The following is a 22,453-nucleotide window of genomic DNA, read 5'->3' on the forward strand; positions in this document are numbered from 1 at the left end:
ATGTCAGGCACCCAGTGTTCCCGATAAGGGGCCCTGCCGACAAGCGCGCCCTGCGCACCAGAAGGGCGCCACCAGGCGTCTCGACGCGCCAGAATGAAACACAAGTCGAATATCCATCGGTAAGCGTCAACGCTATTGTTGAACAATCGATACGCACAAAACCTACAAAATACGGTCGATCAGCCCATTGTGGCACGCCAATTGCTGGTATGGCCTGTCACCCTCTCTTTCCGGAGCCCCTGATATGGCAGCTACCCCTGACGTCGGGTTCGCCCGCTCCCGACGCGCCTCACTGATCGGTGCGGTCTTCCTGATGGCCACCTCGGCCGTCGGTCCCGGCTTTATTACCCAGACGGCCACCTTTACCGCCACGATGGGCGCGGCCTTTGCCTTCGGCATTCTGGCCTCCATCCTCATCGACCTGGTGGTGCAGCTCAACATCTGGCGCGTGGTCACCGTCACCGGCCTGCGCGCCCCCGAGATCGCCAACGCCGCGCTCCCCGGCAGCGGCTATCTGCTGGCGATTCTGATCATCGTCGGCGGGCTGACCTTCAACGTCGGCAATATTGCCGGCGCCGGTCTGGGGCTCAATGCCCTGATGGGGCTGGATACAACATGGGGCGGGCTGATCAGCGCCGTGATCGCCGCCGGCATTTTCTCCTCCCGGCGTGCCGGCATTGCCATCGATCGCATCATCGTGGTGCTGGGCGTTTTGATGATGGCGATGACCGTGTTTGTCGCCCTCGCCTCCAACCCACCGGTAGGCGAGGCGCTGCGCCAGACGGTCATGCCTGACACCATCAACTTCGCCACCATCACCACCATCGTGGGCGGCACCGTCGGCGGCTACATCACCTACGCCGGCGCCCATCGACTGCTGGATAGCGGCCTGGGCGGCGTCGACAACGTGGATACCGTCTCGAAAGCGGCCCTGCGCGGTATTCTGGTGACCGGCGTGATGCGCTATATCCTGTTTCTCGCCATTCTCGGCGTAGTCGCCAGCGGGGTGGTCATCGATGTCTCCAGCCAGAGCGCCAACCCGGCCGCTCAGGCCTTTCAGGCCGCCGCCGGCGAGATGGGCCTGCGCGCCTTCGGCCTGATCCTCTGGGCGGCCGGCATCACCAGCATCATCGGCGCGGCCTACACGTCCATGAGCTTTATGAGCGCCTTTCGCCCCGGCATCAGCGAGGGCGTGCGCAACCGGGCCACACTGGTCTTTATCGCCATCACGCTGATCGCCTTCATGTCGGTGGGCACGCCCCCGGCGGCGCTGCTGGTCTTTGTCGGCGGTTTCAACGGGTTGATTCTGCCGGTGGGGCTGACGCTGTTTGTCTATGTGGCCTGGCGCCGGGCCGATCTCATGCATGGGCATCGCTATCCACGCTGGCTGTTGGTCGCCGGAGCCGTGGTCTGCGCGCTGACCTGGTATATGGGCTTCAATGCTATCGGCCCGATCTTTGCCTTTCTGACACCTTCTGCCTGAACAGGGAGCCTTTTATGTCCTTTATCGATTTGAACAGCGATCTGGGTGAAAGCTTCGGGGCGTGGCACATGGGCGATGACGCCACCATGCTCGGCATCGTCACCAGTGCCAACGTTGCCTGCGGCTTTCATGCCGGCGACCCGGCCGGCATTCTGCGCACCCTGAAGGCCGCCGCCGAACACGGCGTCAGCGTCGGGGCGCATGTCAGCTATCCGGATCTGGTGGGCTTTGGCCGGCGTGCCATGGACATCGCCAGCGATGAGCTCACCGCTGACGTGATCTACCAGATCGGCGCGCTCAAGGGGCTGGCCCACACCACGGGCACAAGGGTGCGCTACGTCAAGCCGCACGGCGCGCTCTATAACACCATCGCCCACGACCGACGCCAGGCCGAGGCCGTGATCGAGGCCATCCGGGACGTGGATGCTTCGCTGGTGCTGATGACGCTGGCCGGCACCCCGCTGGTGGGATGGGCACGCGAGGCAGGCCTGAACGTGGCGGCCGAGGCCTTTGCCGATCGCGCCTATCAGCGCGACGGCAGCCTGGTCTCGCGTCGTGAGGCGGGGGCGGTGCTGCATGACGGCGACCAGGTCGCCGAGCGCATGCTGCGTCTGGTACGAGAGGGTGTGATCGAGACCATCGACGGTCACGACATCGCCCTTCAGGCCGACTCCATCTGCGTGCATGGCGACAGCCCCGGCGCCGTGACGCTGGCCGAGGCGGTGCGCCGCCGCCTGACCGACAGCGGCGTCGAGCTGAAGGCCTTTGCCGGAGCCCGCTCATGACGACGAACGTGCATCCGTCACTGGCCGCCGCGCGCCAGGCGCGCGAACGCTTTCGCGCCGGCGCGTGTCGCCCCACGGCCGGTCTGGCCCCGGGCATGACCCAGGCCAACCTGATCGCCCTGCCGCGTGACTGGGCATGGGATTTTCTGCTCTACGCCCAGCGCAACCCGCAGGCCTGCCCGGTGCTTGAGGTCAGTGACCCCGGCGACTGGCGCACACCGATGGCCGAGGACGCCGATCTGCGCACTGACCTGCCGCGCTACCGGCTCTGGCGCAACGGCGCGCTGACCGGGGAGATCAATGACGCCCGCGCCTGCTGGGAAGAACACCCCGATCTGGTCCCCTTTCTGATCGGCTGCAGCTTCACCTTCGAAAACGCGCTGTTCGAGGCCGGCATCGAGGTGCGCCACATTACCGACAACACCAACGTGCCGATGTATCGCACCACCCTGCCCTGTCGTCCGGCCGGGCGACTACAGGGAGACGTGGTGGTCTCGATGCGCCCGCTGCCGGCATCGCAGGTGGCGAAAGCCAGCACCATTACCGCGCGCTATCCCGGCGTGCACGGCGCGCCAATTCACGTGGGCGACCCGCAGGCGCTGGGCATTGTTGATCTCGACCGGCCCGACTTCGGCGACCGCGTGCGCCTTGAGCCCGGCGAGATGCCGGTGTTCTGGGCCTGTGGTGTCACCCCACAGGCTGCGGTCATGGCCTCTAACGTTCCCTTTGCGCTCACTCACGCACCGGGACACATGTTCATCACCGATGTCCCGGACAGCCGCTATCACGTCTGAACCGGACTATCGGAGACATGCCTTCAGGAGGCTTTTTGAACATTCTCCCTGTTAACCTCAGCACCCTGCTGGTCGAGCTGGAAGACCTGTCTCAGGCGCTGGGACTTTATGACCAGCTTCAGCGCGAACCGATCCGCGGTGTCACGACCATTATCCCGGCGGCACGCACCCTGCTGGTGAGCTTTATGCCGGGGCGTATCAGCGCCGAAGCGCTCAGCCGGGAGCTGAAGGCTCGCCCCATCAGCGGTGGCAGCCATCAAAACGGCGAGCTGATCGAGATTCCCGTGCACTACAACGGTGAGGACCTTGATGAGGTGGCCCGACTGCTCGATATGGGCACCGACGAGGTGATTCGACGACACGGCGAGCATGAATATCAGGTTGCCTTCTGCGGCTTCGCCCCGGGCTTTGCCTACCTGGCCGGCGGCGCGGGCTTTGACGTGCCCAGGCGCGACACGCCCCGCACCCGCATTCCGGCCGGCTCAGTGGCGCTGGCCGGCACCTTCAGCGGCATCTACCCCACCGAGAGCCCCGGCGGCTGGCAGCTGATCGGCACCACGCCGCTCGAGATGTGGGACATCCACCGCGAACCGGCCGCGCTGCTGCAGCCCGGCATGCGGGTGCGCTTTAGTGCCACCGAAGGTGCTCCCGAGCGGGTCAGCGTCAGCGTTCCTGCCGACAGCACCCCACGTTTGATCGATACGCCGCCCTGGCTGGAGGTCGTCCAGCCCGGCCTGCAAAGCCTGTTTCAGGATCTCGGCCGCGAGGGCCAGACCGATCAGGGGGTGTCCGGCGCCGGCGCGATGGACAGGGGCGCCCTGCGAAGCGCCAATCGGATCGTCGGCAATCCGAGCAATGCCACGGTCATCGAGACCGCCCTGGGCGGACTGTCGCTGCGCTGTCATCACCCCGCCATTGTGGCCGTCACCGGTGCCGAGACCGCAGTGTCGATCAAAACCGCCGAGGGCGCGCGTCTTGACGTCCGGTGCTGGGAGCCCATCGAGCTGGCCGAAGGCGACACCCTGCGTCTGGGCGCACCGACGGCGGGGCTTCGCAGCTATCTGGCCCTGCGCGGCGGATTTGACGTGGCCCCGGTACTGGGCAGCACCGCGACCGATACGCTGGCGAAACTCGGTCCCGAACCGCTGCAGCGCGACGATATCCTCCATCCCGCGGGCCTGGCAGTCACGGCGCTGTCGCTCAATGAATCTCCGGCGCATGCTTTGCCGCGTGCTGGCGAGAGCATCACGCTCGATATCGTCATGGGCCCGCGCAGCGACTGGTTTACCGAGCAGGCGCTGGCACTTTTATGCGATCAGGACTGGCAGGTGACACCGCGCTCCGACCGGGTCGGCATTCGCCTCGAAGGTGAGCACTCACTGACGCGACAGCAAAGCGCAGAGCTGCCCAGCGAGGGAACCGTCACCGGCGCGCTGCAGGTACCGGCCAGCGGTCAGCCAGTGCTGTTTCTGGCTGACCACCCATTGACCGGCGGCTATCCGGTAATCGCCTGCGTGGCCGATCACCATCTGGACCTCGCCGGGCAGATTCCGCCCGGCGCCACCGTTCGCTTTCACCCGATTACCCGTTTTGCACCGCTGGCCGGTGGCAACGCATCGCACGAGGTCACCTCATGAACGTTCCCGATACACAGCCCCCGTTGAAAAACAGCCTGCGCCCGCTGAAAAGGGTCTTGATTGCCAATCGCGGCGAGATCGCCGTGCGCCTTATCAACGCCTGCCGCGACTACAATGTCGCCTCGATCGCCGTGTACGCCGAGGGCGATCTGGACGCCCTGCATGTCCAGCTGGCCGATGAGGCCTTCGCACTGGGCGGCGAACGTGCGAGCGAGAGCTATCTGTCGATCGAACGACTGCTGGACGTGGCCCGCCGTGCCGGCGCCGATGCCATCCATCCGGGCTACGGCTTTCTCTCCGAGCGTGCCGACTTCGCCCGCGCCGTACAGGAAGCCGGCATGGTCTGGATCGGCCCGAACCCGGAGACCATCGACGTGCTGGGCGACAAGGTCAAGGCGCGCCGGCTGGCACTCGAAGTGGGCGCGCCGCTGGCGCGCGGCACCGAAAGCCCGGTGGACAGCGCCGAGGAGGTCGTGGCCTTTGCCGACGAGGTCGGCCTGCCGATCGCCATCAAGGCGGCCTTCGGCGGCGGCGGACGCGGGCTCAAGGTCGCCTGGCGCATGGATGAAGTCACCGAGTGCTATCACTCGGCGGTGCGCGAGGCCGAGGCTGCCTTCGGGCGGGGCGAGTGCTTTGTCGAGCAGTATCTGGATCGTCCACGCCACATCGAGGCCCAGATCATCGGTGATCATCACGGCAACGTGGTGGTGGTCGGCACCCGGGACTGCTCGCTGCAGCGGCGCAACCAGAAGCTCGTCGAGGAGGCGCCAGCGCCCTTTTTGAGCGACGAGCAGCGCCGCCGGATCCACCAGGCCGCCCACGACATCGGCACCCGGGCGAACTATGTCAGCGCCGGCACGGTGGAATTTCTGCTGGGCAGCGACGACACCCTGTCGTTTCTGGAGGTCAACACGCGACTGCAGGTCGAGCACCCGGTCACCGAGGAGACCGCCGGCGTGGATCTCGTCATCGAGCAGCTGCGCGTTGCCGAAGGCCATCCGCTCTCCTTTACCGAGAGCCCGACGCCGCGCGGCCACAGCTTCGAGTTTCGCATCAACGCCGAGGACCCCGCCAAGGGCTTTCTGCCCACGCCGGGGCCGGTCGAGACGTTCAGGGCGCCCACCGGTGCCGGCGTGCGGCTGGATACCGGTGTAGAAGGCGGCGGTCACGTCTCCGGCCATTTCGACTCATTGATGGCCAAGCTGATTGTCACCGGCGCGAGTCGCGAACAGGCCATTGCCCGGGCCCGGCGCGCGCTGGCGCATTTCGAGATCGAGGGCGTGGCCTCAACGCTGCCCTTCCATCGCGCGGTCATGGCCCATCCGGATTTCACCGGGAAGCAGATGTTCAACGTCCATACGCGCTGGATCGAGACCGACTTTCAGGACAACCTCGAGTGGGCGCCCCGCCAGAAACCGGCCGCCGAGCCCGGCATGCTGCACGCCATGATCGACATCGACGGCAAACGCCACCGCATCGGTCTGCCTGCCGCGCTGCTGGCGCATCTGGCCCCGAGCGCGGCGGCACCAGCGCCTGAACAGACACCTGATGAAGGTGACGGCAGCGTCACATCGCCCATCAGCGGCACGCTGCTGGCCTGGCAGGTCGAGGATGGTGCCCGTGTCAGTGAAGGAGAGGTGATCGCCATCATGGAGGCGATGAAGATGGAAACGCAGATCACTGCCGAAACCGGGGGCCGGCTTGTTCATCGTGCCGAGACCGGAGCGACGCTCGAGGCCGGCCATGTCATCGCCGAGATCACGCCGGAGTAACAGCGCGATTGCTGCGAGAAGCACAGGGGCGCTGCGGCGCCCCTGTTCGGTGTCTGTTATTGCCTGACGATGCAAAATCGCAAAAGGCCCAAAAACGACGCCAAAAGGTCGCAAAAGGACAACAAACGCTGTGATATATCCTGCTTATACCAAAGATAACAATAAAGCGTTCGCTAACGGCCACTGACCTGCCAGATTGAAGGATGCCCCTGCTCAATGTTCGCTACCGCTTGTGATGAGGCCACGTCAGGGCGACGCTGCCGCCGGGTGGACGACGCCGGTCAGGGCCCATCCGGATACGCTACAGGAGTACATGTCATGGAAGAACAGCTTGTTGTTGCCGTATATGACACCGAAGCCAATGCTGACGCCGCCATGCAGGACCTGCGCGATGCCGGCATCCCCGAAGAGGCCATCAACCGTCACGCGCAGACGCATCACGACAGCGCCACGGCCCATGAGGCGCACGACAAGAAGGAAAAGCCGAGCATCTGGCAGCGCATCTTCGGCAAGCACGATGAAGACACCAGCGCCTATGACCGCAACCTGGAACGTGGCGCCACCGTGATTGCCGTCAGAGCCCCGTCCGCCGAGCTGGATAATATCGAGTCCATCCTGGAACGACACGATCCGATCGATATCGATGAACAGCACGTCGAAGGCAGCGACGGGCTGGCAACCGGCACCAGCATGGGAACAGGCTCCGCGCCGAACATGCCCCCCGACACTGCCGATCGGGACACGCCGCCTCGCGTACGTCGCCACACGGTCAACCGCCCGGAAGATGACGGCACGTCCCTGCGCGACGATCCGCTTGATCCCGACAGACGCTGAGCTTGCCATCCTCATCAAAAACCCGGTGTATGGCACCGGGTTTTTTAACGTCCGATATTGAGTGTTCATACTGCGCTCAAGGGCGATCCTGGGCCGGAGAACAGCGGCCCGAGCTTCTCGACAATGAGCCAGTGTCGTGACAGCGCCATCAGCGCGGTGAGAAAGTGCTCGGTCAGGTCGATCGTCGACGCGGTGACTGACCCCAGAGGCAGTAGAAGCCATTGCCCTGACGTCAAAACGCCCTTTTTCACGACATGGACAGCACGGCCTGCGACGAGGTCACATCATCTCGGGCTGTCGAATGCGGCTGCCACGGGCAAAGCGATCAAGCCGATAGGGCGCCGGATCCACCATCGGCGTGGCGCCGGTCACGATATCCGCCGTCAATTGCCCGGCCGCCGGACCGATGCCAAAACCGTGACCGGAAAAGCCCGAGGCAATGACCAGTCCCGGAAGGGCCTCGACCGGCGAGATGATCGGCACCATGTCCGGCGTGGTATCGATCATGCCGCCCCAGGCGCGGGCAATATGAACGCCCCTGAGTGCGGGGTATTCGCTGTGAAGCGCGGCCAGTGTGGCCCGGGCCTGCGCCATGTCGGGCATGGGATCAAGAATGCGCTGCCGCTCGAACGGAGAGATCTGATCAAACTGCCAGCTGCCAGCGGCCTCCGGTCCGTGAAAGAAGGAGCGACCCAGGCGCACCTGCAGCTTCTTGGCCAGCTTGCTGCGGTAGGCACCGTAGAATTTCGTGGCGTAGCGAAGCCCCTGCGGGCTGATCTCGACCCGCCCCAGGCCCGGCATGGCCAGCGTATAGCCGCCATCCAGCCGCCGTCGCAGGGCAATTGTCGGCGTGGTGAGACAGCCCGGCGTCACCTGGTCGCCCGGGGTGGTCTGAAGCGTGGTGCCCATGATGTTGGCCGCGGGCAGCTCGACTCCGTGGCGACGACAGAAGCGCGAACTCCAGGCGCCGCCGGCGCACACCACGCTTGAGGTGCGGATCAGACCGCGCTCGGTCCATACGCCGCTGACGTGGCCGCCGGCAAGCTCCAGCCCGCGCACCGCACAGTTCTGATGGACAAATGCGCCGCGCTTGCGGGCGCCGTGGGCGATCGCCGGACAGGCCATCGAGGGTTCGGCGTGGCCATCGGTCGGTGAGAAGATGCCGCCGAGCCAGCGCGAGGTCGTCCCCGGTGCCCGCTCGTGCGCCTGCTCGGCCGTGAGCACATGGCTGACAAAACCGTGGGCGCGCGCCTTCTCGCCCCACGCCTCCCATTTGGCCAGGCTTTCGGGGTTGTCGGTGGTATAGACGATGCCGCTGCGGCGAAAGCCCACGTCGCGCCCGATCTCCCCGGACAGGGCCTCCCAGCGATTCAGGCTGTGCATGGCCAGCGGCAGCTCGAACATGTCACGGTTCTGCTGGCGCACCCAGCCCCAGTTGCGACTCGACTGTTCGCCACCGATCAGCCCCTTTTCCAGCAGCGCCACTGACACGCCCCGACACGCCAGCTCATGGGCCGTGGTGGTGCCCACGATGCCGCCACCGATGACCACGACATCCACCTGCTCGGGAAAATCAGCGCTGTCGTGCACGGTATCCACATTGACGAACATGTTCGAAAACCTCTTGTTGCTGGTGTCCCCGGCCGGGCCCCTGTGCCCGACAGGATACGGGCACGCTGGAGTGTCGGCATCTGCTGTCAGCGGCCCGGGTATTCAGATCGATCAGCACGCGCTCGTGATGCAGACTGGTCTCGAGCGCGGCGCGCACAGCATCCGACCGCTATCGACCGTGTATTGCCCGGCGGTCGGGCGAACAAGCGTTATCGCGGCGCAGTTGATGCGCCAAAGCCCCATTGATTCGGCTGGATCTGCCGAATTGCCTCTCAGGCCCTCAATGATATGGCACACATCATTGGCGGCGTGCGACAGTCAGCAGCATTGTCTGCTGATACCTCCATGGGAACCTGCTGTCATGACCTCATCCTCATCGCTGCATCCAGCCGATACCTCCGAACTCTGCTGGCGCCCGCTGCACGATACCGATCTCGCGCGGGCCCACGCACTGTCACGGCAGCTGGGCTGGCCCCATCGCCCAGAGGACTGGACCATGGCGCTCGAGCTTGGCCACGGCACGGCACTGGAAGACGCCGAGGGCGCGCTGATCGGCACCGGTTTCTGCCTGCCCCAGGGGCGCACCGCCACGCTGGGACTGGTCATCATCAGTGGTGACTGGCAGGGCAAGGGACTCGGACGCCTGATGATGAACCGCCTGATGGCACTGGCCGGGTACCGCACCCAGCTGCTGGTGGCCACGGTGGCCGGCGCCCCGCTCTATCAAAAGCTGGGCTTCACGCCGTGCAATACGGTTTGCCAGTATCAGGGCACGGTGGCCCCGATCGTGCCGACCGGCGCGACCGTCGATGGGCTGCGCCCGCTGGCCGCTCACGACCTGGACGCCGCCTTGGCGCTCTCATCCGACAATCCGGTTCATGCCGCCGCAGTGCGTCAGGCCACGGACGGCGCCGTCATCGAGCGCGACGGGCAACTGGTGGGGCTGGCCCTGCGCCGCCCCTTCGGCCGCGGCGAGCAGATCGGCCCTGTCATGGCCGAAACGCCGGAACAGGCCCGAACGCTGGTGACCTCGCTGCTGGCGCGCGCCGAAGGCGCCTTCATGCGTCTGGATCTGGTCGACCCGAAAGATGACGACTGGCTGAGCGCCGCGGGGCTGGCCTGTGTGGACCGGGTAGTGCGCATGCGCCGCGGCCCGAAGGTAGAAGAAGGCCCTCTGGTGCGGTTTGGCCTGATCACCCAGGCCATGGGCTAGGCCATCGATCGATCATGAAAAGGGGCCATGTTTCACGTGAAACATGGCCCCCGAACCTTTCAAAGGGCCACCGCCCCTGAATCTCAGCGCTGCACCGGCACGGGCGCGTCCTCCTCGATCAGGCCTTCCGATTTCAGGGCGGTCCAGAAATCCGCTGGAATGTCGGCGGTCATCGAGGCGTCATTTTCTCTGGCATGCTCAGCCGTGCGCGCGCCCGGGATGGTCGCACCGACCACGTCGGGAGCGGCCGTGAACTGCAGCGCTGCGGTGCGCAGATCGGTGCCGTGTGCTTCCGCGATGGCGCTGATGCGATCACGTTTCTGCTCAAGGCCCTCGGGGATGCTGGTGTCATACATCCAGTGGGTACTGCCGGCCAGAAAGCCCGATCCCAGCGGCGCACCGATCACCAGCGGTACGTTATGCCTTCGACACGCCGGGAACAGCCGATCCAGCGCATCACGATGATTGAGCAGGGTGTACTGCGTGGCCTGCAGAATGACATCGGGGTCGCCGGCCTCCATGGCAGCCAGACTCGGTTCGATGTCGTTGACGCCCATGCCCCACCCGCCAATGATGCCCTCGTCACGCAGACGCTCAAGCTCCGGGATGGCGCCCTTTCGGGCGATCTCGAAATAATCCTTCCACTTCTCGCCCATGTCCTCGTTGCTCGGCGCCAGATCATGGATGTAAACCAGATCAATCTTGGACACGCCCATGCGCTGCAGGCTGTCCTCGATCGAGCGACGCACGCCGTCGGCGGAGTAGTCATAGCGATAGTCGGTACGCAGGTGGCCCTTCCACATGCCGACGCTTTCCACCGAGGCGTCGGGCGTCAGCAGCCGCCCGACCTTGGTCGAGAGCAGATACTGGCTCGGGTCCCGGTCGAACAGGAAATGGCCGAGCCGGCGCTCCGAGAGCCCGAGGCCGTACCAGGGAGAGGTATCAAAGTAGCGCGCGCCGCCCTCCCACGCGGCCGCCAGCATGGCCCGGGCCTCCTCGTCGGAGGTGACCCGGTACATGTTGCCCATTTGCGTACCGCCCACCCCGTATTTGTGTTCGGGAGGGAAGCGGTCCATGGTCAGCGGCGGATTGTTCGGCAATGCCTCGTCACGCCGACCCTGATCACTATCGCTGCCCTTCTCTGCCGCCATGAGTCGCGGTGCGGCCATGCCTGCAGCGGCGGCCACGGCACTCAGGGCCAGAAAATCGCGTCGTGATGCCATGTATCGCTCCCTATGATGACGTCAATGCCCCTCAAGCCTGGTTCAGCACTGCCGGCCCCTCCAGTCCTCTACCCATGCCATCAGTCCCCTTTCAGACAGAAAAACGCCCGCTCGGCAATGCCGGGCGGGCGTTGACAGTCGATTCACGTTATCCGCTTATTTCATCGGCGGCGGCCCGAGCTCCTTCATCAGCTCGGAGAGCTTCACGTAGGCCCGGTTTCGCCAGGCGATCAGATCGGGGATACGCTCGGCCGGCACGTCGGTGAAACCGCCACCGCTCTTGGTGCCCATCTTGCCCTGCTCGATCAGCGAGCTCAGCACTTCGGGCGTGGCAAAGCGTTCGGGGAAGTCGGTCTGCAGCGACTGATAGCAGAAGTTGTAGACATCAAGACCGGCCATGTCGGCGATCGCGAACGGGCCGAAAAACGGCAGGCGGAAGCCAAAGGTGGTGCGCACCAGGGTATCGATGTCCTCGGCGCTGGCCACGCCCTCTTCCAGCAGCTGGGTCGCCTCGTGAAACAGCGCGTACTGCAGGCGGTTGAGCACGAAGCCGGTCACGTCCTTGACCGTAGCGGTCTCCTTGCCGGTTTCATGAACGATGGTGCAGGCGCGCTCGACAACGTCCGGGGCGGTGCCTTCATGCGGGATGATCTCCACGCCCGGCACGAACGGCGACGGGTTGGAGAAATGCACGCCGAGAAAACGCTCGGGATTGGTCACGGCCTCGGAGAGCTTCGCAATCGAGATGGTCGAGGTGTTGGTGGCAATGATGGCATCCGGTCGCGCGGCAGCACTGACGCGCTTGAAGATGTCGTGCTTGATGTCGATCTTCTCGGGCACCGCTTCCTCAATGAAGTCGGCGTCACGCACCGCATCCTCGATCGATTCGGCCACCTTGACCTGACGTTCGATGCGCTCGACGGCGTCACTCGGGAACAGGCCGTCGGCGACAAACCTGCGGGTTTCCTCGATCAGTCGTTCGCGGTTGGCCTGAGTGACCTCAAGCGACACATCGCTGATCAGTACCTCGGCGCCGGCCAGCGCCATGACCTGGGCGATACCGCCGCCCATGTAACCTGAACCGACAATGGCAATCCTGCGTGTCATGAAACATTACTCCCTGTACTCATGGGGTCGTCATATCGCGTCACGGGCCTTCAGCCCTGACGAACCTGGCTCTTGCCGAGGGCATAATCGGAGGTGCGTGGCAGAATTTTTTCGCGCAGATAGCGCTGGTTGCTGCTGGACACGCTCAGGCCATCACCGCCGTAGTGCTCGGTGCAGATGATGCCCTGGAAGCCGTTGGCAAGGGCGATCTCGAACGCCTTGCGGTAGCTGATCAGCCCCGACTCCAGCGGTGCAGGCATGGCCACGTAGTAGTCACGCGCCACGTCCTCGTCGCGGATGTAGTTCTTGACATGCCAGTAGTTGGCATACGGCATGGTCTTTTCCATGATCTCGAGCCACGGCTCGATCGGGCGATGCAGGCGGACCAGGTTGCCCACGTCCGGATTGATGCCGACGTTATCCAGCCCGATGTCCTTGACCAGCGCCACGGAGGAATCGGCGGTGCCCAGATAGGTGTCCTCATACATCTCGAGCGACATCAGAAGGCCCAGATCGTCGGCATGACGGCCCAGCTCCTGCAGGCGCTTGACGGCCAGATTCCACATATCGCGATCGGCCTTCGGGTCCTTGTGGCCTTCCACGGTCCAGAACCACAGCTGCTTCTGCTGTTCAGGCGTCAGGGCCTGATGCAGCCCGAAGGAGACCACGCGACAGCCCAGCGCGGCGGCGGCTTCCAGCGTGCGGTGGCTGTAGGCCAGATTGTCCTCGCCGTGCTCGGCGTCGATGACGCTGCGGCGAATGGCCGACACCGACGGCAGACCGATGCCGACCTCTTTTGCCGCGCCGCCGAGCGCTTCCAGCCGATCGCGCGAAAGGTCACCGGGCTTGATCCAGCTGTCGAACAGGTCGGCGTTGTCAAAACCGGCATCGCGGACTTCCTCGAACACGCGGCGCCAGTGCGAGGGGTCGGCATCGTTGACGGCCCGCCCCTGGGCATCCACTCCGGAAAACTGCAGCAGCGCGGCCGTGATCGGCCAGTCATCAGCGGTATAGGGCATGAGTACATCTCCTTGTGAGGGCTTGCAGGGACTTGCTTCAGGGCCCGGCAATCTGGCGCGGGCCCGCGGATCATGTGCCTGTGCGTCAGGCCACCAGCGCGAACAGCACCCAGGCCAGACCAAAGGCCATCAGGGAAATACCGGTCGACATCACACTCCAGGTACGCAGCATGGTGCGGGTCTCGACCTGCAGGAACCGGCCGACCAGCCAGAAGCCCGAATCATTGACGTGGGAGTAGCCGATGGCACCGGCCACGATCGCCGTGGTGATACAGGCCGCCGGCATGCCGGCCAGTTCCGGCTGCGCCAGTACCGCTGGCGCCATGATGCCGGCGGCCGTGGTACCGGCCACGGTGGCCGAGCCCTGGGCGATACGAATGACCGAAGCGATGAGATAGCCGGCCAGAATCAGCGGCATGCCGATCGCATCAAGGCTTGCCGCCAGCGCATTGCCGATACCGCTGGCGGTGAGCACGCCACCGAACATGCCGCCGGCCCCGGTGATCAGGATGATGGTGCACACCGGCGCCAGGGCCTTCTCGATGATGTCGTTGATGGCATCCATCGGCGACGTGATGCCGCGTCGAAAGATCAAAAGCCACATCGCGACACAGGTGCTGATCAACAGCGCAATCGGGGTTTCGCCGATCACGATGAAGGCCTCCAGCAGCGCGTTGTCTTCCGGCAGAATGCCGGCCGACATCAGCGTCGAGATACCGGTATTGAGAAAGATCAGCACTAGCGGCAGCAGCAGCACCAGCAGCACGGTGCCAAAGGCAGGCGCTGGCGCACCGTCGTCTTCCTCCCCGCCCATCACATCGGGCACCGGCTGAAACGGTGTCCTGTTGGCCAGCCATACGGCGAGGCGATAGCCCATGACATACCAGGTGGGCAGTCCGACCAGAAGCCCCACGAACAGCACCAGCCCGATGTCGGCGTGCAGAAAGACGGCGGCGGCTACCGGCCCCGGATGCGGCGGCATCAGGGCGTGCATGACCAGCGCCGAACCCGCCACCGGCAGCCCGTAGAGCAGCAGCGAGCCCTTGAGCTCGCGGGCAACGGCAAAGATGATCGGCAGCATCACCACGTAGGCGGCGTCCAGAAAGATCGGGAAGCAGAACAACAGCGCGGCGATCGACAGCCCCAGCGGCGCGCGTTTACGCCCGCAGATGCGGATCAGAGTGTCAGACAGCACCCGCGCCCCGCCGGAGACGGCCACAATCCGCCCGAGCACGGCACCGAAGCCGATCAGCATGGCCACGTTGCCCAGCGTCTTGCCAAAGCCGCCGGTCAGGGTGCTGACCAGATCACTGACGCCGATGCCGGTCGCCAGTGCCGTACCGATACTGACGATGACCAGCGCAAAGAAGGGATGTAAACGGATACGAATGATCAGCAGCAGCAAAATGGCGATCGCCAGTGCCGAGATCGAAAGCAGAAGAGGTGTGGATAAGGCGGCTTCAGGGGCGCTGGGCATAACCGGCTCCGGGACAGGCCATGGCGCTCGATCATTCGATACGCCATTGGTCGCAAAATGCCTTACATCGCTGTAAGTCCGATAGCGCAGACGATATCTTCCCCGGGCAATACCCGACCAATGCCGGTCATGCCGGAAATTGATAACACTTTTGATATTAATTTGATAACGAGCCGCACGACATGGGGACTCTGCCGGAAGACTGGTTTTTCCGATCAAGACTAAAGTTGCGTCACCTGCAACTCTTTGTGGCCCTTGGCGAGCAGGGCAACCTGCATCGCAGCGCCGAAGTACTGGGCATCAGTCAGCCGGCGGCCTCCCGGCTTCTGATCGAACTCGAGGAGCGTCTGGGCACCCCGCTGTTCGAGCGCCACGGTCGGGGCCTGTCGCCCAATCTCTATGGCGAACTGATGATCCGCCGCGCCCGGACCATCATCGACGAGCTCGAGCGCGCCGGGGAGGAGTTCAACGCCATCCGCGCCGGGCACGCAGGTCTGGTCCGGGTCGGCACGGTGATGGAGCCTGCCGTGGCCCTGCTGACCCGCGCCATCGAACAGATGCACGGCGAGCGACCGGGACTTCGTATCAACGTCCACGTGGACGTCAGCCGCGCCCTGATCTCCGGACTGCTAGACGGTCATTACAATTTTGTAATCTCTCGCATTCCGGCCGGCTTCTCGGGCGAGCACTTCGTGTTCGAGGAGATCGGCGAGGAGGAGATCTGCTTCGTCTGCAGCCGAAGCCATCCGCTGGCCGAGCAGCCGGTGCCGGATCTCTCCGCCATGGTCGACTATCCCTGGGCGCTGCAGCCCCCCGGTACCCTGATGCGCCAGCGCGTCGATGACCTGGTCCGCCACCGCGGTCTGGAACCGCCCCACTGGATCGTCGATACCTCGGATCTGACCACCTCTCTGGCGCTGGTCAACGCCTCGTCGTTTCTGACCGTGGCGACCCGCGGCGTGGCGGAACTCTTGTGCGATCCGCAGCGCTTTCGCATCATCGCACTGTCCAAACGTCTGAGCGTGCAGCCCTACGGACTGGTCAGTCTGCGCCGTCAGCAGCTGCCACCGGGCGTGGCCGCCATGATGCGCCTGCTGCGTCAGCTGATTCGCCAGACCCCGACCTGATTGGCGCGCCGTGGTCGCTTGCGGTCAAAGCCGTTACTCTGGTGAACTCTCTCCTGCTGACCGGAACGCCGATCATGACCACGCTTGCTCGCCGCATGGGGACGATTGCCCCTTCGGCCACCATTGAAATCTCGCGCCGCGCCGCCGAACTGCGCCGGGAAGGGCTCGATATCATCTCGCTTTCACAGGGCGAACCCGATTTCGACACGCCCACGCACATCGCCCAGGCCGGCAAGCGCGCCATTGACGAGGGCCATACCCGTTATACCGATGTCGATGGCACGCCCGAGCTCAAGCAGGCGGTGGTGGCGAAGTTCGAGCGGGACAATGGCCTGCACTACGCCACCGATCAGATCTCGGTGGGCACCGGCGGCAAGCAGGTCATCTTCAACGCGCTGTTCGCCCTGATCGACCCGGATGATGAAGTCATCATTCCAGCGCCGTACTGGGTCTCCTATCCGGACATGGTGCGCCTGGCCGGCGGCATGCCGGTCTGTGTCGAGTGCGGCGACGACCAGGGCTTCAAGCTCACCCCCGAGCAGCTCGAAGCCGCCATCACTCCGAAGACCAAATGTCTGATCCTCAACTCCCCCGGCAACCCGACCGGCGCCGGCTATCACCGCGAAGAGCTTGTCGCACTGGGCGAGGTACTGAAGCGCCACCCCGGCGTGTTCGTGATCAGCGACGACATCTATGAGTATCTCGCCTACGACGACTGGGCCTTTGCCACCCTGGCCGCCGTAGTCCCCGAGCTGTTTGAGCGCGTGTTGACCGTCAATGGTGTGTCCAAGGGCTACGCCATGACCGGATGGCGCATCGGCTTTGGCGGAGGCCCGAAGGATCTTATTCGCGCCATGGCGATGCTGCAGGGTCAGATGACCACCAACCCGAGTGCGGTCTCGCAGGCCGCGGCCGTGGAAGCCCTCAATGGCCCCCGCGACTTTCTAACGGAGCATCTCGAAATCTTCCGCCAGCGCCGCGACATGTGCACCGAGGCCATCAATGCCATTGACGGTCTGTCGTGTCGCGCCCCTGAAGGTGCGTTCTATCTCTTTATCAGCTGTCAGGGACTGCTCGGTCGCCAGACCCCCGAGGGAGACGTGCTCGAAAGTGATGTGGACGTGGCGCAGTTTCTGCTCGAGCAGGCCCATGTGGCGGTGGTTCCGGGCACGGCCTTTGGTCTGGCCCCCTGGTGTCGCATCTCCTTTGCCGCCGCCACCGAACGTCTGGGGGAAGCCTGTGCGCGCATCGACCAGGCCTGCCGTACGCTGACAGCACCTGCCGTGAACGACTGAACCCGCGCTCGCCGGTCGCCTCTTCGGGGCGGCCGGCCGGCGGCGCGTTGATAATGTTTCTCATGTCGCCATAATGACGGCTTCACTTCCCCGATCGATTTCAGGCAGACACCCTTCATGGCATCCAGAACCCCTTCTCACCTCTCGCTGGCCGTCGTGCTGGCGCTGACGGCCGCCATCGGCCCCTTTTCGCTTGACGCCTATCTGCCTGCCTTTCCTGCCATGGCCGAATCGCTGGGCGTGTCGATCAGCGATGTCTCCCTGAGCGTATCGGTCTATATCTTCACGATGTCGATCGGTCAGCTCGTGGGCGGACCGCTGTCCGATCAGCTCGGACGTCAAAGGATCATGTTTTCCGGGCTGATCCTCTATAGCGTGGCCAGCCTTCTGATCTGGCAAAGCGAGCAGATTGAAAGCCTGCTGGCCTTTCGCGCCCTGCAGGCCTTTGCCGCCGGCTGGACGCTGGTGTCGGTGCCGGCGCTGGTGCGTGACCGTGTTCAGGGTGTCGAGGCCGCGCGTCTTTTCAGCCTGATCGGCCTGATCATGGTGGTGGCCCCGGGGATCGCGCCCACCGTGGGTGGGGCATTGCTGAGTCTGGGCGGCTGGTCGTTCATCTTTTTGTTTCTGGCGCTTTATGCCCTGCTGGTCATTCCGCTGCTGAAAATGGTGGCTTTCAAGGCGACCGACGCGGCACCCAAAGCGGCGCCGGGGCCGAAGGTCAATATCATCAGGCGCTACGCTCAGGTGCTGGCGACCCGTCAGGCACTGCCCTTTCTGTTCTGGCAGGCCGCCTCGTTTTCAGTGCTGATGATCTTTGTTACCCACGCCTCCTTTGTCTATCAGACCCACTTTGGCGCCAATGAGCACACCTTCGGGTTGCTGTTTGGCGCCAACGTGATCGTCATGCTGGCCGCCAATCTGACCAACCGCTCCCTGCTGGAGCGTTTCGGCTCACGGCGCATCCTGCGCGTGGCGACCTGCATTCAGGCCGCAGCCGTTGTCGCAGCGCTGCTGGCAAGTGTCTTCGAGGCACCGCTGTATCTCTTTTTGCCGACCATGATGGTCAGCATCGGCATGGTCGGCGCGATTGCCCCCAACATCCAGGCCTCGTTCATCGAGTACTTCGGGGTTAACAGCGGCACCGCCGCGGCGCTGCTGGGCGCCTCGCAGTTCGGCATTGCCGGCATGGTCAGCGCCCTGTCTTCCCGACTGCCGGAATCGGTAACCGCCGTGGTGCTGGCCATGGCGGCCAGTTCAGCGGTGTGTCTGTGGATGCTGGTGCTGTCACTGCGTCAGGAGCGCTCATGGACCTGAGCCTCATGTTCTAAACAACAGGGCCCGAGCCGCCTGCATGAATAATGCGCCATGCCCGGCTGAATCCTGCTCGCTTTTGTCGGCCGGGTTCGTCGGGTATGTTCACGGCTTGATCCACCGCCTGCTCACCGGACACCCTCTGATGCTCTCCGCTCTATTTCGCCCTGCGTTGCTGGTCCTGCTGCTCATGACGCCCACCCTTCAAGCGCATGCCAGCGACAGTGACGATCACTACCCGGTCACGCTGGACAACTGCGGCCGGCAGATCACGTTCGAAGCGCCGCCGCAGCGGGCGGTCAGCATCGGTCAGAACACCACCGAGATCCTGCTTTCGCTGGGGCTTGCCGATCACATGGCCGCCAGCGCCGTGTGGATCGGTGAGGTGCCGGACACGCTCAGAGCCGCCAACGATCGCGTACCGCGACTCTCCAGCACCGTTCCCGGGTTCGAAAGCGTATTGGGGCAAGATCCTGATCTGGTGGCGGCGCAGTTCGAAACCGATGTCGGCCCCCGGGGACGTGTGGCGAGCCGCGAGCAATTCGCCTCGCTTGGCGTGCCGACCTATCTCTCCCCGACCGACTGCGTGGGGCGGGTCTACGGCGGTGACGCCAATAGCGATGGCGCCCGCACGAAGGCGTTTGACATGGCGCTGGTCTACCGCGAAATCGAGGAGCTTGCCGACATTTTCGACGTGAGCAATCGCGGTAATGAGCTGATAAACACGCTGCAGGCGCGTGAGACCCGGGCGGTCTCTGAAGCCGCCGGCATGCCTCAGGATCTTTCCATGGTGTGGTGGTTTTCCAGTGCCGAACTCACGGGCGATGCCTGGGTGGCCGGAACACTGGGCGCGCCGGGCTATATCATGAAGACGCTGGGCGCGCACAACGTGATCGATAGCCATGAGGAGTGGCCGGCGGTGAGCTGGGAGCGCATCGCATCGATGGACCCGGACGTGATCGTGCTGGGCGAAATGAATCGTCGCAATTTTCCGGCCGACGATATCAGCCAAAAGATCGACTTTCTCGAGCATGACCCGGTCACCCGCGAGATGAGCGCGGTACGTCATCATCGCTTCATCGTGCTGGATGCCCAGGCGATGAACCCGACCCTGCGCACCGTCGAAGGCCTCGAAACCGTGGCCGAAGGTCTGAAGGGGCTGGGCCTGACCGATACCGACGCATCGAACGAAACCCCATGAGCCTGATCCCGGCCCGGTTTGCCCGCACCGGACACCGTCAGGGCCTGCATCTGGGCCTGATCGTGCTGGCGCTGGCCATTCTGACGCTGTCCATGGCGCTGGCCGTGTCGATCGGCGAGATCCATATTCCACTGATCACGACTTTCAAGGCACTGGGTAACGCGCTTGGGGTAAGTGAGTACCCACTTGATCGCATCCATGAGAGCATCATTCGCGAATATCGTCTGAGCCGGGCACTGGTGGCGGCCTGCTGCGGTGCCGGGCTGTCGCTGTGCGGGGCCATTTTGCAGGCGCTGCTGCGCAATCCGCTGGCCGAGCCCTATGTGCTGGGCATTTCGGCCGGCGCCTCGACCGGCGCAGTGGCCATTATGGTGCTCGGCGCGGGCGGCGGCGCGGTGGGTCTGTCGCTTGGGGCCTTTCTGGGGGCACTGGGGGCCTTCGCGGTCGTGCTGGCACTGTCCCGCGGCGCTTCGAGCAGCCCCAACCGAATCATTCTGGCCGGCGTTGCCGGCTCTCAGCTGTTCAACGCGCTCACGGCCTGGGTGATCAGCACCTCGGCGAGTGCCGAACAGGTGCGCGGCATCATGTTCTGGCTGCTGGGCAATCTGGGCGGGGTACGCTGGCCGGATGTGACGCTGGCGCTGTCGGTGGTGCTACCGGGCTTTGTGATCTGTCTGCTGTTTGCACGGGCGCTGGACGCCTTTACCTTCGGTCAGGACGCCGCCGCCGCACTGGGCATTCCGGTCGGCGCCGTACGACTGATCCTGTTTGCCATCACAGCGCTGATGACCGCCACCATGGTCAGCATGGTCGGGGCCATCGGCTTTGTGGGCCTGGTCATTCCTCACGCCGCACGCTTTATTGTCGGCACGGCGCACGTGCGTCTGCTGCCGGCCTCACTGTTGATCGGCGCGATCTTCATGGTACTGGCCGATATCGTCTCACGAGTGATTCTGCCGCATCAGAGCCTGCCCATTGGCGTAGTGACGGCACTGGTGGGGGCGCCGGTCTTTGCCCTCATCCTCTACCGCGCCAGACCGCCGCTATGACAAAAGCGATTACTTACTTACCCGGGGAGGCGTGAGATGTCGATCCAGGCCCACGGGGTGAGCTGGTCCACGGCCGGCCGCCTGATTGTCGATGACGTCAGCCTTGCCATCACCCCCGGCGAAACCGTCGGGCTGCTCGGCCCCAACGGCTCGGGGAAGTCGTCGCTGTTGCGACTGCTTTGCGGCCTGCGTCGCGCGACCGAAGGCGTCGTGACCTTTGACGATGCCCCGCTTGAACAGCTGAGCCGACGCGAGATCGCACGGCGGCTGGCGCTGGTAGAGCAGAACGCCACCACCGATGCCGATGTCACCGTACTGGATGTGGTGCGCCTTGGCCGCACTCCATGGCGCTCGATCCTCAGCGGCTGGCACGAGGAGGACAGCGCCGCCGTCGAGCAGGCGCTTGCTCAGGTCGGGATGACCACGAGGCGTCATCAGAGCTGGCACACGCTGTCCGGCGGCGAGCGCCAGCGTGTCCACATTGCCCGAGCGCTCGCCCAGCGCCCGCAGGAACTGCTGCTCGACGAGCCCACCAACCATCTGGATATTCAGCACCAGCTGGAAATTCTCGCCCTCGTTCGGCGCCTGTCCACCACCTGCGTCATGGCACTGCACGATCTCAATCTGGCGGCCATGTTCTGCGACCAGCTGGTGCTTTTAAAGGAAGGCCGCCTGGCCGCAGCCGGCAAACCGGAGTCAGTACTGACTTCGCAGCGCATTCTTGAGGTCTATGGCGTGGAGACCGTGATCGAGCGCTCTCCCCATCACGGCTGCCTGCACGTGCACTATCTGCCGCGACGGGACACGAGCACCCAGGCACCCCTCACACCATATGCCTGACCCGCTGCCAGGCATAACCCAGATGCTCTCCCAGTGCGGCCACCAAAGCGTTTTCGTCGCGACGCTCAAGCGCTGCCATGATCAGCTCGTGCTCCTGCACTGCCGCGGCCCATTTTTCAGGGCCGTCATGGCCGATAAACCGGATACGCTTGAGCTTTGACTGCAGGGAAGCATGCATCTGTACCAGCGGTTCATTGTGGGAAAGCGCCACGATGGCGGTGTGAATCTGCTGATTTGTCTTGTAATAATCGAGCCGATTTCCCGAATGATAATGGGTGATCATGTCATCATGCAGCGCTCGCACCTCAATGATCTCTTCCTGTGTGGCACGCTCACAGGCCAGCCGTGCCGCCAGCTCCTCCAGTGAACGAATCAGCACCAGCATGTCCTCGACATCCCGCGCTGAAAACTGACGCACGCGGGCCCCACGCTGGGGCACTAGCTCGACCAGCCCTTCACTGGCCAGAAAGCGCAGTGCCTCTCGCAGCGGCGTACGCGACACCCCCAGCGTTTCGCACAGGGGCCCTTCATAAATCCGCTCACCCTGCTCCAGCTCGCCCTCAATGATCATGTCGCGCAGGTGACTGGTAATCGCATCGTGCAGCGAATGCCGGGAAATGGCACCAGCAGCGTCACGAAGGTCCCGTGTCTTTGTCATCTCGTATCCTCTCGCCC

19 protein-coding genes are annotated in these 22,453 nt (G+C 64.3%); 13 read left to right on the top strand and 6 right to left on the bottom strand.

The features are described 5' to 3' along the window. Nucleotides 1-244 precede the first annotated feature (244 nt). From BM079_RS07540 to BM079_RS07565, 6 genes are all read left to right on the top strand, one after another. A complete protein-coding gene (locus tag BM079_RS07540; protein ID WP_090132508.1) occupies nucleotides 245-1,483 on the top strand; it encodes an NRAMP family divalent metal transporter in 1,239 nt (412 codons plus the stop codon). A gap of 14 nt (nucleotides 1,484-1,497) precedes the next feature. Beyond that, complete coding sequence (locus BM079_RS07545) at nucleotides 1,498-2,268, top strand: LamB/YcsF family protein (RefSeq protein WP_090132510.1); 771 nt, start codon at nucleotides 1,498-1,500, stop codon at nucleotides 2,266-2,268. Next, on the top strand, nucleotides 2,265-3,062 hold the full coding sequence (locus BM079_RS07550) for a putative hydro-lyase (protein WP_090132512.1): 798 nt from the start codon (nucleotides 2,265-2,267) through the stop codon (nucleotides 3,060-3,062). The genes BM079_RS07545 and BM079_RS07550 overlap by 4 nt, the downstream gene beginning before the upstream one ends. Nucleotides 3,063-3,097: 35 nt before the next feature. Continuing rightward, on the top strand, nucleotides 3,098-4,699 hold the full coding sequence (locus BM079_RS07555; RefSeq protein WP_090132514.1) for a 5-oxoprolinase subunit B/C family protein: 1,602 nt from the start codon (nucleotides 3,098-3,100) through the stop codon (nucleotides 4,697-4,699). After that, entirely contained in the window at nucleotides 4,696-6,471 is a 1,776-nt protein-coding gene (locus BM079_RS07560; RefSeq protein WP_217639650.1) for an acetyl/propionyl/methylcrotonyl-CoA carboxylase subunit alpha, read from the top strand. Before BM079_RS07555 ends, BM079_RS07560 begins: the two co-directional genes overlap by 4 nt. A 318-nt stretch (nucleotides 6,472-6,789) precedes the next feature. Further along, nucleotides 6,790-7,305 (top strand): hypothetical protein, encoded by a 516-nt coding sequence (locus tag BM079_RS07565; protein ID WP_090132516.1) that lies wholly within the window; start codon nucleotides 6,790-6,792, stop codon nucleotides 7,303-7,305. A 279-nt stretch (nucleotides 7,306-7,584) separates the two neighbouring features. Here the strand turns inward: BM079_RS07565 and BM079_RS07570 are convergent, their stop codons facing one another. Next, the gene (locus tag BM079_RS07570; RefSeq protein ID WP_090132519.1) at nucleotides 7,585-8,916 is read right to left on the bottom strand and encodes an NAD(P)/FAD-dependent oxidoreductase; all 1,332 of its coding nucleotides are present in this window, start codon (nucleotides 8,914-8,916) and stop codon (nucleotides 7,585-7,587) included. A 361-nt stretch (nucleotides 8,917-9,277) separates the two neighbouring features. Here BM079_RS07570 and BM079_RS07575 point away from each other — a divergent pair, with 361 nt between their 5' ends. Then, nucleotides 9,278-10,129, top strand: a complete 852-nt coding sequence (locus tag BM079_RS07575; RefSeq protein WP_175489634.1) for a GNAT family N-acetyltransferase — start codon at nucleotides 9,278-9,280, stop codon at nucleotides 10,127-10,129. 83 nt (nucleotides 10,130-10,212) lie between these two features. Here the strand turns inward: BM079_RS07575 and BM079_RS07580 are convergent, their stop codons facing one another. From BM079_RS07580 to BM079_RS07595, 4 genes are all read right to left on the bottom strand, one after another. Beyond that, nucleotides 10,213-11,352: an aldo/keto reductase gene (locus BM079_RS07580; protein WP_090132523.1), complete on the bottom strand. Its 1,140-nt coding sequence runs from the start codon at nucleotides 11,350-11,352 to the stop codon at nucleotides 10,213-10,215. 156 nt (nucleotides 11,353-11,508) lie between these two features. Continuing rightward, nucleotides 11,509-12,459 carry a 3-hydroxyacyl-CoA dehydrogenase family protein gene (locus tag BM079_RS07585; RefSeq protein WP_090132528.1) on the bottom strand — a complete coding sequence of 317 codons (951 nt, stop codon included), beginning with the start codon at nucleotides 12,457-12,459 and terminating at the stop codon, nucleotides 11,509-11,511. A 50-nt stretch (nucleotides 12,460-12,509) separates the two neighbouring features. Further along, complete coding sequence (locus BM079_RS07590) at nucleotides 12,510-13,478, bottom strand: sugar phosphate isomerase/epimerase family protein (RefSeq protein ID WP_090132530.1); 969 nt, start codon at nucleotides 13,476-13,478, stop codon at nucleotides 12,510-12,512. An 85-nt stretch (nucleotides 13,479-13,563) separates the two neighbouring features. Continuing rightward, nucleotides 13,564-14,955: a GntP family permease gene (locus tag BM079_RS07595; RefSeq protein ID WP_090132533.1), complete on the bottom strand. Its 1,392-nt coding sequence runs from the start codon at nucleotides 14,953-14,955 to the stop codon at nucleotides 13,564-13,566. 182 nt (nucleotides 14,956-15,137) lie between these two features. Between BM079_RS07595 and BM079_RS07600 the strand changes: the two genes are divergently transcribed. The 6 genes from BM079_RS07600 to BM079_RS07625 all read left to right on the top strand — a co-directional run bounded on the left by BM079_RS07600 (nucleotide 15,138) and on the right by BM079_RS07625 (nucleotide 21,778). Further along, nucleotides 15,138-16,082, top strand: a complete 945-nt coding sequence (locus BM079_RS07600; RefSeq protein ID WP_090132536.1) for a LysR family transcriptional regulator — start codon at nucleotides 15,138-15,140, stop codon at nucleotides 16,080-16,082. Between the two features lie 74 nt (nucleotides 16,083-16,156). Then, nucleotides 16,157-17,377, top strand: a complete 1,221-nt coding sequence (locus BM079_RS07605; RefSeq protein ID WP_090132538.1) for a pyridoxal phosphate-dependent aminotransferase — start codon at nucleotides 16,157-16,159, stop codon at nucleotides 17,375-17,377. 117 nt (nucleotides 17,378-17,494) lie between these two features. Beyond that, nucleotides 17,495-18,691 (top strand): multidrug effflux MFS transporter, encoded by a 1,197-nt coding sequence (locus tag BM079_RS07610; RefSeq protein WP_090132541.1) that lies wholly within the window; start codon nucleotides 17,495-17,497, stop codon nucleotides 18,689-18,691. A 142-nt stretch (nucleotides 18,692-18,833) separates the two neighbouring features. After that, nucleotides 18,834-19,889: an ABC transporter substrate-binding protein gene (locus BM079_RS07615; protein ID WP_175489635.1), complete on the top strand. Its 1,056-nt coding sequence runs from the start codon at nucleotides 18,834-18,836 to the stop codon at nucleotides 19,887-19,889. Further along, the gene (locus BM079_RS07620) at nucleotides 19,886-20,938 is read left to right on the top strand and encodes a FecCD family ABC transporter permease (protein WP_090132548.1); all 1,053 of its coding nucleotides are present in this window, start codon (nucleotides 19,886-19,888) and stop codon (nucleotides 20,936-20,938) included. Before BM079_RS07615 ends, BM079_RS07620 begins: the two co-directional genes overlap by 4 nt. A 36-nt stretch (nucleotides 20,939-20,974) precedes the next feature. Beyond that, complete coding sequence (locus BM079_RS07625; protein ID WP_090132552.1) at nucleotides 20,975-21,778, top strand: ABC transporter ATP-binding protein; 804 nt, start codon at nucleotides 20,975-20,977, stop codon at nucleotides 21,776-21,778. On the opposite strand, the gene BM079_RS07630 is transcribed toward BM079_RS07625, so the two are convergent. After that, nucleotides 21,762-22,436 (bottom strand): GntR family transcriptional regulator, encoded by a 675-nt coding sequence (locus BM079_RS07630; RefSeq protein WP_090132555.1) that lies wholly within the window; start codon nucleotides 22,434-22,436, stop codon nucleotides 21,762-21,764. The two genes, BM079_RS07625 and BM079_RS07630, sit on opposite strands and share 17 nt — an antisense overlap. Nucleotides 22,437-22,453: the final 17 nt, after the last annotated feature.

The sequence above is a fragment of the Kushneria avicenniae genome, from assembly GCF_900112585.1.
Classification (GTDB): Bacteria; Pseudomonadota; Gammaproteobacteria; order Pseudomonadales; family Halomonadaceae; genus Kushneria; species Kushneria avicenniae.